Origin of the sequence: Anaerococcus faecalis, from assembly GCF_013371425.1 — a bacterium.
Taxonomy (GTDB): domain Bacteria; phylum Bacillota; class Clostridia; order Tissierellales; family Peptoniphilaceae; genus Anaerococcus; species Anaerococcus porci.
Genome location: NZ_JABVBA010000009.1, coordinates 18,793 through 32,431, shown reverse-complemented (window position 1 = coordinate 32,431; position 13,639 = coordinate 18,793). Strand labels below are relative to the sequence as shown.

General features: G+C 30.8%; 16 protein-coding genes and 1 tRNA gene. 15 read left to right on the top strand and 2 right to left on the bottom strand.

Translation table 11 applies throughout. The features are described from left to right. The first annotated feature begins 92 nt into the window (after positions 1–92). From HV819_RS08750 to HV819_RS08735, 4 genes are all read left to right on the top strand, one after another. Entirely contained in the window at positions 93–1,160 is a 1,068-nt protein-coding gene (locus HV819_RS08750) for a BMP family lipoprotein (protein ID WP_176270017.1), read from the top strand. 210 nt (positions 1,161–1,370) lie between these two features. Beyond that, a complete protein-coding gene (locus HV819_RS08745) occupies positions 1,371–2,897 on the top strand; it encodes an ABC transporter ATP-binding protein (protein ID WP_154540959.1) in 1,527 nt (508 codons plus the stop codon). Continuing rightward, positions 2,890–3,993: an ABC transporter permease gene (locus HV819_RS08740; RefSeq protein WP_154540961.1), complete on the top strand. Its 1,104-nt coding sequence runs from the start codon at positions 2,890–2,892 to the stop codon at positions 3,991–3,993. The genes HV819_RS08745 and HV819_RS08740 overlap by 8 nt, the downstream gene beginning before the upstream one ends. Then, positions 3,993–4,931, top strand: a complete 939-nt coding sequence (locus HV819_RS08735) for an ABC transporter permease (RefSeq protein WP_154540963.1) — start codon at positions 3,993–3,995, stop codon at positions 4,929–4,931. Before HV819_RS08740 ends, HV819_RS08735 begins: the two co-directional genes overlap by 1 nt. 304 nt (positions 4,932–5,235) lie before the next feature. Here the strand turns inward: HV819_RS08735 and HV819_RS08730 are convergent. Continuing rightward, positions 5,236–5,312: transfer RNA gene (locus HV819_RS08730), tRNA-Pro, on the bottom strand. Between the two features lie 104 nt (positions 5,313–5,416). After that, entirely contained in the window at positions 5,417–5,878 is a 462-nt protein-coding gene (locus tag HV819_RS08725; RefSeq protein WP_154540965.1) for a DUF523 domain-containing protein, read from the bottom strand. A 44-nt stretch (positions 5,879–5,922) separates the two neighbouring features. On the opposite strand from HV819_RS08725, the gene HV819_RS08720 reads away from it, so the two are divergent. From HV819_RS08720 to HV819_RS08670, 11 genes are all read left to right on the top strand, one after another. Then, complete coding sequence (locus HV819_RS08720) at positions 5,923–6,363, top strand: ribonuclease domain-containing protein (protein ID WP_154540967.1); 441 nt, start codon at positions 5,923–5,925, stop codon at positions 6,361–6,363. After that, on the top strand, positions 6,364–6,624 hold the full coding sequence (locus tag HV819_RS08715) for a barstar family protein (RefSeq protein ID WP_154540969.1): 261 nt from the start codon (positions 6,364–6,366) through the stop codon (positions 6,622–6,624). An 8-nt stretch (positions 6,625–6,632) separates the two neighbouring features. Then, positions 6,633–6,983 (top strand): GntR family transcriptional regulator, encoded by a 351-nt coding sequence (locus HV819_RS08710; RefSeq protein WP_154540971.1) that lies wholly within the window; start codon positions 6,633–6,635, stop codon positions 6,981–6,983. Continuing rightward, positions 6,976–7,674: an ABC transporter ATP-binding protein gene (locus HV819_RS08705; protein WP_154540973.1), complete on the top strand. Its 699-nt coding sequence runs from the start codon at positions 6,976–6,978 to the stop codon at positions 7,672–7,674. Before HV819_RS08710 ends, HV819_RS08705 begins: the two co-directional genes overlap by 8 nt. Further along, positions 7,671–8,459: an ABC transporter permease gene (locus HV819_RS08700; RefSeq protein WP_176270016.1), complete on the top strand. Its 789-nt coding sequence runs from the start codon at positions 7,671–7,673 to the stop codon at positions 8,457–8,459. The genes HV819_RS08705 and HV819_RS08700 overlap by 4 nt, the downstream gene beginning before the upstream one ends. 1 nt (position 8,460) lies before the next feature. Then, entirely contained in the window at positions 8,461–9,198 is a 738-nt protein-coding gene (locus HV819_RS08695; RefSeq protein WP_154540977.1) for an ABC transporter permease, read from the top strand. A gap of 8 nt (positions 9,199–9,206) precedes the next feature. Then, the gene (locus tag HV819_RS08690; protein ID WP_176270015.1) at positions 9,207–9,365 is read left to right on the top strand and encodes a hypothetical protein; all 159 of its coding nucleotides are present in this window, start codon (positions 9,207–9,209) and stop codon (positions 9,363–9,365) included. A 32-nt stretch (positions 9,366–9,397) separates the two neighbouring features. Further along, on the top strand, positions 9,398–10,132 hold the full coding sequence (locus tag HV819_RS08685) for an NAD-dependent protein deacylase (protein ID WP_176270014.1): 735 nt from the start codon (positions 9,398–9,400) through the stop codon (positions 10,130–10,132). 432 nt (positions 10,133–10,564) lie between these two features. Further along, a complete protein-coding gene (locus HV819_RS08680) occupies positions 10,565–11,746 on the top strand; it encodes a coenzyme F420-0:L-glutamate ligase (RefSeq protein WP_154540983.1) in 1,182 nt (393 codons plus the stop codon). Between the two features lie 56 nt (positions 11,747–11,802). Continuing rightward, positions 11,803–12,771 (top strand): YitT family protein, encoded by a 969-nt coding sequence (locus HV819_RS08675; protein ID WP_154540985.1) that lies wholly within the window; start codon positions 11,803–11,805, stop codon positions 12,769–12,771. Between the two features lie 8 nt (positions 12,772–12,779). Continuing rightward, positions 12,780–13,631, top strand: a complete 852-nt coding sequence (locus tag HV819_RS08670) for a glycosyltransferase family 8 protein (RefSeq protein WP_176270013.1) — start codon at positions 12,780–12,782, stop codon at positions 13,629–13,631. The last annotated feature ends 8 nt before the right edge of the window (positions 13,632–13,639 follow it).

Genomic DNA, 13,639 nt, shown 5'->3' with positions numbered 1-13,639 from the left:
TTAATTTGTTAGTTTGATTTTTATGTGGACAGAAAAAACAATATCATATAAAATATAGGTGAGAAAAGCATATTAAATTTAAAGGGGGAGATATGAAAAGTAAATTTAAAACAGCCGCTGCAATTCTTGCACTTTCACTAGGTCTTGTTGCATGTGGTAAGAAAGATGATTCTAGCAATAAAGAATCTAATAATGCTAGTAATAGCTCAAAAGCTGAAGTATCAGCAACTATGGTAACAGACCAAGGTGGTATAAATGATAAGTCATTTAACCAATCATCTTATGAGGGACTTAAAGCCTACCAAGACGAAGGTAAGATTAAGTTTGATTATATAGAATCTCACAAGGATTCAGATTATCAACCAAACCTTGAATCAGCTCTTGATAGTAAATCTGATATTATCTTCACAGTTGGGTATGCTCTTTTTGATGCAACAAGCAAAGCTGCTGAAGAAAATCCAGAACAAAATTATGCAATAATTGATAATGAAAATTCAAAAAATCAAAAAAACTTACTTGGAATTACTTTTGCAGATCATGAAAATTCATTTTTGGTAGGTTATATAGCTGGCATGAAGACAGAGTCTAATAATGTTGGATTCGTTGGTGGTATGGAATCAGCTGTAATTGATAGATTCCAATATGGATTTATGGCAGGTGTTAAGCAAGCTGCAAGAGAAAAGGGAAAAGATATTGAAGTTCAAGTTCAATATGCAAACTCATATTCTGACCAAGCTAAGGGTAAAAATATTGCAAACCAAATGTATCAAAATGGTGCAGATGTAATCTTCCAAGCAGCTGGTGGTACAGGTATTGGTGTATTTGAAGCAGCAAAAGAAAACAATAAATACATTATAGGTGTTGATCGTGACCAAAAAGAAGAAGCTCCAGATAATATACTAGCATCAACTATAAAGGGTGTAGGCAAGGCAGTTCAATTAACAATTGACGACTACAAAGAAGGAAAGTTTAAGGGAGGAGAAACTGTATCTTACTCACTTAAAGATGGCGATGCTTTAGGTATTGCTTATGGGGATAATGACCTAGTTTCTAAAGAAGTAAAAGATAAGGTAGAAGATTTAAGAAATCAAATAGTTGATGGAAAAATTAAAGTTCCACAAAATGAAGAAGAATTTACTTCAATGGGTTATGATAAATAGGTAATTATATCAAAAAAAGAGTAGGAGAATTTAATATTCTCAAAGATTCGATAAAGTTAAGTTAAACTAAGCTTTACTAAGTTCATAAGTTTATAAATATATGACTTATTTCAAAAAGAGCTTTTCGATATCATTTAAAAATTGAGGGTAGTATTTAAGCTACTCTTTTTTTATAAATATTTAGAATATCTAAATTAGTAGTGAGGTATTATGGATAAGTATTTAGAAGAAAAACCACTAATCAGTTTGAAAAATATCCACAAAAGCTTTGGAGACAAAGAAGTCTTAAAGGGAGTAGACTTTGACCTTCACAAGTGCGAAGTCCATGCTTTATTGGGAGAAAATGGAGCGGGCAAGACTACCCTAATGAACATATTGTATGGGATGTTTGCTCAAACTGATGGAGAGATTTATATTAAAGGTGAAAAAATCATAAATAATTCACCGAAAAAGGCAATAAATCTTGGTATAGGAATGGTTCACCAACATTTTATGCTAATAGAAACCTTTAGCGTATGTGAAAATATAATATTAGGCTATGAGGGAAAAAACGCCCTTATAGATAGGAGAAAAGCAGAAGAAGATATTAAAAAACTCTCAGAAGATTATGGTCTTTATATAGATCCAAAGGCTTTAATTTCTGATATATCTGTAGGAAGCCAACAAAGAGTTGAAATCTTAAAGGCCTTATATCATGGGGCTGATATACTAATCTTTGATGAACCTACAGCAGTTTTAACCCCTCAAGAGATAAATGAATTTATAGAAATTGTTAACAGACTCACAGGTCTTGGAAAATCAATTATAATTATCACCCATAAACTTAGGGAAATTAAGGCTATGGCTGATACATGTACAATTATAAGAAGAGGAGAATTTGTAGACAAAGTAAAGGTAAGTGAAGTAGATGAAAATATTTTAGCTGAAAAGATGGTAGGTCGTGATGTAAGCTTTAATGTAAAAAAAGAATATATTAAACTAGGCAAGGAAATTCTTACTATAAAAGATCTTTGGGTTAAGGATAATAGGGGAGTTGATAAGGTAAAAGGACTCAATCTTTCTTTAAAACAAGGAGAAATCTTAGGTATAGCAGGTGTTGATGGTAATGGTCAAACGGAGCTTATAGATGCTCTAACTGGTATGAGAGAGATTCAAAAGGGGGAAATCATCCTAAAAGGAATTAATATAGCTGGAAAAAATCCAAGAGAAATTCTTGAGCTTGGAATGAATCAAATTCCAGAAGATAGGCAAAAAAGAGGTCTTATCTTAGAGTACTCTATTAAGGATAATTTAATTTTAGAAAAAGTAGATAGTACAGAATTTTCTAAAAATGGTATCCTAAATTTTGAAAAAATAGATGAAAATGCCAAAGATTTAATAGAAAAATTTGATGTAAGACCAAGAGATATAGATGAGAAAGTAGGAGCCTTATCTGGTGGAAACCAGCAAAAGGTAATTATAGCTAGGGAGATTTCAAATAATCCAGACCTTCTCATAGCAGCCCAACCAACTAGGGGACTTGATGTAGGTGCTATAGAATTTATCCATCAATATTTGGTAGAATTAAGAAATAAAGGTAAGGCAGTCCTACTTGTAAGTTTTCAATTAGATGAAGTTATGGATCTATCTGATAGGATAGGGGTTATCTATGATGGTCAAATAGTAGGAAGTCTAGATCCAAAAGAAACTGATGAATTTGAAATAGGAATACTAATGGCAGGAGGAAACAATGACTAAGAAGAAAATTGACAATAAAAATAGAAAGCTCTTTGCCAATTCTAAAATAGGCTTTACCTTAGTTTCTATAATCCTAGGTCTTTTGGTAGGAGCTATAGTACTAGCTTTTGCAGGATATAATCCGATTGACGCTTATATAAATCTTATCCAAGGTGTTTTTAAATCACCTAGAAATATTGGCTGGGCTATTGTAAATTCAACGCCTATAATTCTTACAGGTCTAGGAGTATGCTTTGCATTCCAAACAGGTTTATTTAACATGGGAGCAGAGGGACAATTTATAATAGGATCAACTATAGGATTTTTATTTGGATACCTTTTAAATCTACCACCTGTAATTCATGTAATTCTTACTATAATAGTTGCAATCTTAGCAGGGCTTATATATGGTGGGCTTGCAGGATTTATTAAGGCCAAATTTGGAATTCATGAGGTTATATCAACAATAATGCTTAATTGGATTGCTTTTTATTTTCAAAATTTTATAGTCTATCGCTATCAAAAGCCAAACTCCATGTCCACTTTTGATATAAATGATTCAGCAAAGGTAACTCTTGTCCATGGAGCGGCTAAGAAGTTTGATGGATTTTTTGGACAATTTTTCAAAGCTCCAATTCATTTGGGTATTATTCTAGCTATTATTTGTGTAGTACTTGTTTGGTTTGTTCTTAATAAAACAAGCCTTGGTTATAAGCTTAAAGCTGTAGGTTTAAATAGGGAAGCAAGTATTTATGGAGGTATAAATGCCAATAACAAAATTATCCAATCTATGGCAATTTCAGGAGCTCTTTGTTCTCTTGCAGGGGTAACTCAAGTTATGGGCTATACTTATTCGCTCCCACTTTTATCTGCCATGGAAAATTTCGGTTTTGATGGGCTTGCAGTAAGTTTACTTGCATCCAATAACCCTATAGGATGTATATTCTCAGGACTTTTTCTAGGTTCACTTAAATATGCAGGAAGCAATCTTCAAAGGGCAATGGGAGTGCCAAGTGAGCTTATATCAATAATTATAGGAACTATAATCTTATTTACAGCTATTCCTTTAATCTTTAAGATTATAAAGGCAAAATTAAGAAAGAGAGGCAATAAATAATGCTTAATTTGACAGTATTAGGACTTATAATAGGAAATACACTTTCAAATGCTACACCAGTATTATTTACAGGTCTCGGTGGCATGATTTCAGAAAAATCAGGTGTAGTAAATATTGGACTTGAAGGAATGATGACAATTGGTGCTTTAATAGGTGCAACGGTAGGCTATTACACCAAAAACCCTTGGATAGGATTTTTAGCTGGAGGTCTTGCAGGTATGTTTTTTGGTCTAATTCATGCCATAGTTTCAGTAACATTTGCAGGAGACCAAACCATATCAGGTATTGCAATAAACACTTTAGCACCTGGTCTTGCCCTTTTTCTATCAAGGATATTTTTTGATGGAGCAACTCAAACCCCATCCATAGCTCTTGAAAATAAGATTCCAAGACTATTTGACGGACTTATTACAAACCAAGCTTTAAAAAATATCTTTTCCCAATATGCTACAGTTTATATAGTATTAGTCTTTGTAATATTAATATATATATTTTTAAACAAGACAAAATGGGGACTTAGGTTAGTGGCAGTAGGAGAGCATCCAAAGGCTGCAGAAACCTTAGATATATCTGTAGGAAGAATAAGGTATCTTGCAGTGATGTTTTCAGGTTTTATGGCAGGTTTAGGTGGAGCAAGCATGTCACTTGCGGTAGTAAGTGTATTCTCGCCAACCCTTATAGCAGGACAAGGATACATAGCCCTTGTTTGCGTAATATTTGGTAACTGGAGACCACAAGGGGTATTAGTAGGAAGTTTATTTTTCGGACTAACCCAAGCTATAGCAACTTATCTAACAGGAACAGCTATAACAATACCTATGGAATTTATCTCAATGATTCCATATATATCAATACTAGTCTTCTTAATGATATTTAACAAAAAATCCCACGCACCAAGTGCAAGTGGTAAGCCATATCTTACAGAAGATATACAATAAAGAAAAAAAGACGAGAATTTGTTGACTTTATTAAAATGATTATAAGTCAACAAGCTCTCGTCGTTTTTATTCGGTATCTGAAGTGTTATAATTGATTATAAAATGCAATATATATATATAAGTTTTAATTATATAATATTTTAATCAATACAATTAAATTATAAAAAATAATATTGACTAAACTTTAATGTTATTTATTAAAAAGTTATTTAAAAATACATATAAAAAAAGCACCACATGGTGCATTTAAAAGGGAAAATTTACGTATTACAACTAAAAAAGCAAGCGCAAGCTTGCAATAAAATGGTCGGGGTGAAAGGATTCGAACCTTCGGCCTCATGGTCCCAAACCACGCGCGCTACCAAACTGCGCCACACCCCGATGTCCTAACGACAATATATAGTATACAGCCTTTAAATACTTTTGTCAAATCTTTTTTAAAAGTTTTTAACCTTTTGTAAGATTGGCTTGATTTAGGCTATAAACTAGGAAAAATTTCCAATAATATAAGAAGAAAACTCATCAATTTCTTTCTCATTGAAAATTATTATACCACATTCTTTTAAAGCTTGGCAAGTTATTCCATCTCCCTTTATAAGTTTTTTTGAAAAAGATCCATCATAGATATAGTCTTTCCCACAAGATGGACTTTTTGCCTTAAGTAGGGCAACTTTCACATTATTTTTTAAAGCTTTTTTCTTAGAAATCTCTGCACCCTTTTTAAAAAATAGAGTCTTATCGACCCCATCTTCATTAATAACTTTTTTATTTTTTATCTCACAAGGCTTTCTTGGAATCTCCATTCCTCCCTCTACTTCAGGGCAGATTCCTATAAAATTAAGGCTAGGGTTGTTTTTTCTTATCTGATTAATTTCCTTTATTTTATTATCATCTCCATCGTACCTACACTTACAGCCCAAAAGGCACTTTGACACTAGAACATTCATTTTAAGCCTCCATTCTGATATAATTATAGCAAAGGAGATGGGAAATGAGAATTAAAAACTTTTTACTTAAATTTTTATTTGCTTTTTCTGTGATATTTCTTTTAACAGGATGTGTAGACTCTTCTACAACAAAGATATCAAATGAAAGTACTATCTCAGAAGATAAGGCCTATTATAAAAAAGATGATGTTATAGCTTACTTAAAAGAGTATGAGAAACTTCCCCCAAACTACCTTACGAAAAAAGAAGCCAGAAAGCTTGGTCGGATTCCAAAAGAGGGAAACTTGTGGGAAGTTACCGATAAGGGAGTTATAGGGGGAGATTATTTTGGAAATTTTGAAAAAAATCTTCCTGAAGGAGATTACAAAGAGTGTGATGTAAATTATAATGGTGGAAAGAGAGGTCCTGAAAGACTTGTCTTTGACGAAGACTTTAATATTTATTACACTAATGACCACTATAATAGCTTTAGCAAGGAGAATTAGATGATAATTGTTGATTTTAAAGATATAAGGTCAAAGAAAGATTTTTATGATCTATTAAATGAAAGCTTTGACTTTGAATATGAGGCTAATAATCTTGACGGACTTTTTGACCTTCTTTCTATAGAAGATGAAAGAATTGTTATAAAAAATTATGGAAAAATCTATGAAAGTCTTGGAGATTATGGTGAAAGAGTCATATCATGTTTTATGAAGGCAAGTTTAACTTTTGACCTTGATATAGATTTTTTGAAGTTTAGTTAGGAGTTTTTATGAAAGATAGGTCAGTTAATAATCAAATTAGAGATTTTGTAGCCTTAAATATTATAAGAAACCTTTTAAAAGATGGAGATAAATTTTATGATAAGGACTTTCTTATAAATAAATTTAGGGTAAATCCATCTTATGTTGATAAGTCCTACCAAAGACTTATGGATGAGGACTTGATAGAATCAAGAAGTGACTATTACTATATGACTATAGATGAGAATAAGAAAAATGCTCTCATAATAGAGTTTGCCAATGGGTATTTGAATGAATACTTTGATAAAATGAACTCAATAGGTATTAATAATGAGGGAGCTTTTGACTTTATAAATTTAAGGATGAATTCTAATGGATAATATTTTAGAGATTAAAAATTTAAAAAAATCATATGGAAAGACCAATGTCCTAGATGGTCTTAATTTAAAGCTTGAAAGAGGGAAGATTTTGGGTCTTATGGGTCCCAATGGTTCTGGTAAAACAACTCTTTTAAAGTCTATAATGGGTCTTATAAAACCTGATGATGGAGAGATTATAATAGATGGAAAAAAACAAGGACTTGAAACAAAAAAGATTATTTCTTATCTTCCTGATGCCTACCATCTTTATGATAATCTAACAATAGAAGATACAATAAATCTTTATAAGGATTTTTACGATGATTTCAATATGAGAGTCTGCAAGGACCTTTTAGAATATATGAAAATCCCAAAAGAAGGTTATTCTGATAAGTTATCTAAGGGTATGAAAGAAAGACTTCTTTTGGCACTAACTCTTTCAAGGGATACAAAATTATATATCCTAGATGAGCCGATTGAGGGGGTTGATCCAATTGCCAAGGATATGATTTTAGCATCTATAATAAAAACTGTAGATATAGGTAGAACAATAATTATTACTACACATCAAATAGGAGATTTGGAGAATCTTTTTGATAGGGCAGCCTTTATTCAAAGGGGTCAAATAATCCTTGAAGATGACGCAGAAAACTTAAGGGATAAGTACAAAAAGCAAATGGTTGATTTATATAAGGAAATTTTTGTTATATGATTAGGTATTTAAGATATGAGCTAAAAAGATCAAGTGGATTTCTTTTGTTAGAGATATTTTTAAGTCTTTTATCAGCAAGTTTTATTGGACTTATGGCAAAGTCTGATAATCTTGGAGTAAATGATAGGCAGTTGGCAATTCTCATTTTGATAATTGCTCAAGGCATTATAATCCTTGCTATTTCATTGATATATTTTGCATCTAGATTTAAAAGGGACATATTTGATAAGTCATCTTATATTACATTTACTATAAATATATCTGTAGGAAAGGTTTTAATGGCGAAGTTTTTGGCAAGTCTAATTGTAGCTTTTATTTCAATCTTTACCTATATATTCTGGCTTTTATTTTCATCTTTTATTTTAAGTATAAAGGAGATAACAATAGCTTTTACTGTAGGTAGAATTTCTACTTTTAGCTTTGTATTGGGACTTTATTATTCTATGGCATATCTTTTGCTAGTCTTAGGTCTAAGCTTGTCTAGGGTTAAGATATTTAAAAGGTACTATAATTTTGTAACTATAGTTCTTGCCATAGTTTTATTTTCATTAATAATATGGATTTTTAGAAATATATATGTTTTAAGTCCTGTTTGCCTTAATTTAAGAAATTTCTCTCTAGAAAATCTTATCCATATAAATGGAGTTGATATCTCTATGGTATATATGGGTCTTGATGGAAAGATTTTGGGGATAAATGTACGGACATCTCTTTTAAGCCTACTTATAATAACAATTTCATTTTTTATAAATGAGTATTTAATAGAAGAAAGGATAGATTTTTAATATGCGTAAGTACTTAAAATATGACGTGAAATCAAATATGAAATTTTTCCTATCGACTTTTATTTGCTTTGTAATTCTTCTTGTAAGTCTTGTATCTGTAAGGACTATTGGTTCTTTTACAAGTCTTTTGGAAGTTGGTTCTGCTATAAACTCTATTGAGATAATCCTCATAGGGGTCTTTATAATGACTATGATATATTTTGTTATAAATACCTTTTACAAGGACCTTTATACAGATAGGTCGATATTAACTTTTTCTCTTCCTATTTCAGCAAGAGAATTTTTGACAGCAAAACTTTTGGTAATAAATATATTTTTTTATCTTTTGGTATTTTTATCTATATTTTTATTTTATCTATCAGGTAGATTTATGAATATATGGTCTTTAATATCAATTATATTTGCTATGATAATTTTAAATGTATTTAGCCTTTTAATATTTTTGTTTATGCAGATGGATAGGTTCTTATTTAAAAGGAAAAATACAGTGATTATTATAATTTTACTTATAGGCCTTATCTTTGTTGGTGGATTTTTCCTAAATAGGTATTTTTTATTCCTAAGCGATGGAAGTCTAGTAAGAAGTGGAGACAATACTTTGGCCTTTATATCAGCTTATGTAAAAGTAAGTGGAAGGAAGCTTCTAAACATTACAGGTTTTTTATATTACATACTTACAGCTTTAATACTTAGTTTTTTTAATATAAAAATCCTAAAAAATGATTTGGATCTATCTTGAGGAGTCTTATGAATAAAAACATGTATATTGGAATACTTTTGGGTGTGATTGTATCTGTTATTATAAATAATATCTATGATTTTCCGTCAAAAGAGATGGTATCTGTAGGATGCGCTGTCATAGGAGCATTTTTAGGGGCGAGTTGTGATAATAATAAAAAACATTAAAGCGGTATAGTTTTATATAGGAAGGGGGATTTATGGGAAATATAAGTGAAGTAAAAAAGATAATTAAAGAATCAAACAATATTGTGTTTTTTGGAGGAGCAGGTGTGTCAACTGCATCAGGGATTCCTGACTTTAGGTCTGCAACAGGCCTTTACAATAGAAACAATGATTCAGATTACTCTCCTGAGTATATGTTAAGCCATGAGTTTTTTACAAATCATCCTGATGAATTTATGGATTATGTCAAAGAAAATCTGATGATTGAAGGTATAAGGCCTAATGATTGCCATAAGGCTTTGGTAAAACTTGAAAATATCGGTAAACTTAAGGCGGTTATAACACAAAATATAGACTCCCTTCACCAAGAAGCTGGAAGTAAGAATGTAATTGAGCTTCATGGAAACTTGAGAGACTATTATTGTTTAGATTGTGGTAAAAAATTTGACCTTGATTATGTAAAAAGCTTCAACCATGCTGCAAAGTGTGATGTATGCAGAGGATTAGTTCGTCCTGATATAGTCTTATATGGAGAGAGCTTAAATTCTGATAATTTATCTTATGCAGTAAAACTTATTAGTGAGGCTGATGTTTTGATTGTAGGAGGAACAAGTCTTGTAGTTTATCCTGCGGCAGGACTTATTGACTTTTATAGAGGTAATAAGCTCATAGTAATAAATATGGATCCTACTCCAAAAGATAAAAGTGCTGATTTCCTTTTACAAGGAGATATATCAAAAATTATGAAAGAATTAGTGGAAGGTGTTTAATTTTGAAAAAAAGACATGGAATAGATGAACTATCTATAGCTCTTGTATGGCTAGCTATATTATTTTTAGTAATAAATTTTTTCGTCAAGGAAACTTTTCTAAATATATTTGCAAGTATAATATTTATATATGCTATATTTAGAACTTTATCTTTAAATGATTTGCAAAGAAATAGTGAGAATTATATATTCAAACTTAAAATTTTAAATCCAATCCAAAAAAAATATAGATATCTAAAAAGGAAAATGTTTGGGAATTCTGAGTATAAGTATATTAAATGTAAATCATGCAAACAGGAATTACGTATACCTAAGGGAAAAGGCAAAATTATTGTTAAATGTCCTAAATGCAAGACAAAACAGAAGGTAAAATCCTAAAAAATTCTTTATTTTTTTAAAAACTTGTTGTATAATACGACAGGAAGGAGAGAGTATGGATAGATTAATAGGAACAGTATCAATGGGTGTGAGAACACCTATCATTAAGACAGGGGATAACTTAGAAGATATAGTATTTGATAGCGTAGTTAATGCTGTTAAATCAAATGATATCAAAATTAATGACAAGGATGTAATCTGTGTAACTGAATCACTTGTAGCAAGAGCTCAAGGAAACTATGCATCTTGTGAACAAATTGCTAAAGACATCAATAATAAGTTTAAGGGAGATGAAATAGCAATCCTATTTCCAATTTTAAGTAGAAATAGGTTCTCAATTATGCTAAAGGCCTTTGCATTAAGTGGTAAAAAATTACACATTTGCTTATCTTACCCACAAGATGAGGTAGGAAACTATATTATGGATAAGCTTGACTTATTTGAAAGTGATGTTAATCCATATTCTGATATTCTAAATGAAGAAGAATTCAGAAAACTTGCTGGAGATTACAAACACGAATTTACTGGAGTTGACTATATTTCTTTATATAAGGAAATGGCAGAAAACTCAGAAGTACACTTTTTTAATAATCCTAAGGATGTTCTTAAATTTACAGAAAGTGTATTAGTTTGTTCAATCCACACAAGGGAATTAACTAAAAAATTACTAAAAAATTCTGGTGCTAAAGAAGTTTACTCACTAGATGAAATAATGACAGAGTCAATTGATGGTTCAGGTTATAATAAAGATTATGGTTTACTTGGTTCAAATCTTTCTACAGAAGATGTTGTAAAACTCTTCCCAAGGAATGGTCAAGCATTTGTAGATGAACTTCAAAAAAGATTTATTAAAGAATTTGGTAAGGAAGTTGAAGTTATGATCTACGGAGATGGTGCTTTCAAAGATCCAGTTGGAAAGATATGGGAACTTGCAGATCCTGTTGTATCTCCAGCATATACAAAAGGACTAGAGGGAACACCAAATGAGCTTAAAATCAAATATATAGCTGATAATGAATTTAAAGACCTTTCAATTGAACAAAGAACTGAAGCTATGAAAGAAAGAATTGCAAATAAATCATCAAACTTAAAAGGTACTGATGAAACTCTAGGAACAACACCTAGACAAATTACAGACCTTTTAGGATCACTTTGCGATCTTACATCTGGTTCAGGTGATAAGGGAACCCCTATTGTTCTTATACAAGGGTATTTTGATAATTATTCAAACAATTAAGGGAAAAAGCCTTCGGGCTTTTTTTTTATAAACTTGGAGGATTAAAAAAATAAAAGATGAATAAGGAAACAAATCCTAAAAAAGACGAGGATATGATAAGGCATATACTTGATAGAAATACTGCCATAAAGCTTTTAAGGAAGGATAGAGTGAAAGACCGTTTTGCTCATAAGCCAATGAGCAGAAAAAAGAAATTTTTCATGATGACCTTTGCAGCAATTTTGATGGCAAATGGCACTCACTTTTTCAAATACCCAAATAACTTTGTAATAGGAGGGGTTGAGGGAGCGTCTATACTTATATCAAATTCCCTGCCAGTAACTCCAGCCTTTACAACCTTGATACTAAATATTTCCTTATTAGTACTTGCTTATTTTATACTAGGTAAGAATTTTGTCTTCAAAACAGGCTATGTATCCATACTAAATTCTCTAACAGCTATAGTCTTAGATAAAATTTTTCCACTTCAATCTACCCTGACAGATAATAAGCTTTTAGAATTATTTTGTGCAGTCTTAATACCAGCCCTTGGTTCATCCATACTTTTCAACCTATCAGCATCAAGTGGTGGAACAGACATAATAGCAATGATAATTAATAAATATCTCAATATGAATATTGGGAAATCCCTACTTATGGGAGATTCTATCCTAACTATCCTATCAATAAAAATATTTGGAATTGAGATAGGGCTCTTATCTTGTCTTGGTTTATTGATGAAAGGAGTTGTAGTAAATGAGTTTATAAGCTCATTTAATACAGCCAAACTTTTTTTGATAATAACAAATAAGCAAGATGAAATTTCAGAATTTATTAGAGATAAGCTAAATAGGTCAGCTACAGTAATTGATGGAAAAGGTCTATATTTTAAAAAAGATCAGTCAATATTTTTGTGTGTTACAAATGATTATGAGGCTGTTTTATTTAGAAGATTTATAAAAGAAATTGACCCCTGCTGCTTTATAACAGTTATAGATACTTCATCTATAATTGGTAAAGGTTGGTATTCAACAGATTTACATTAGGTGATTTTATGAATATATTAATTTCTTGTGATGAGAATTATTTAAGACCGCTCAGGGTTATGCTCGTTTCTTTGTTTGAAAATACAAAGAATAAGTATAATATTTATCTAATTCATAAGAATATAAGTGATAAAAAAATTGAAAAACTTGAAGATTTTGTTGAGAACATAAGTGATAATAAATCAAAATTAATAAGTATTAAAGTTGATGCTTTATTTATGGGGGCAAAAACTACATTTTACTATACAGAAGAGATGTATTATAGGCTTTTAGCCTATAAATACCTACCAGAAAATCTAGGCAAGATTCTCTATCTAGATCCTGATATTCTTGTTCTAAATTCTTTTGAGAAACTTTATAATATTAACTTTAAGGATAATCTTTTTGCAGCAGCAACTCATTCTGCTCCAGCAGTTCAGGGAGCTAATGTTACAAGACTAAGCTTAAGCTCAGGGTATGATGATATTAGTAATTATTTTAACTCTGGAATATTAATGATTAACTTAAATCTTGCAAGAGAAAGCGAAAATTATGAAAGAGAAGTCAAAAAGTACATAGAAGAAAGTAAAAGTTTTGGACTTCTAATGCCAGATCAGGATTTACTAAATGTGGTTTTTAGAAATAATATTATAAGTATAAGCGAGCTAGAATACAATTATGATGCTAGAAAATTTTTATTTTATAAGTTAAAAAATAAAGGTTGGGACTTATCTTATGTTATGGATAATACTAAGTTTTTACACTTTTGCGGAAAAAGAAAACCATGGTTTGATGAGGAATACATAGGTATATTTGCTTCACTTTATAAATACTTTCTGACAAAGGCAGATAGAATATATAAAAACATAGAGAATAAGTAGAGATAATA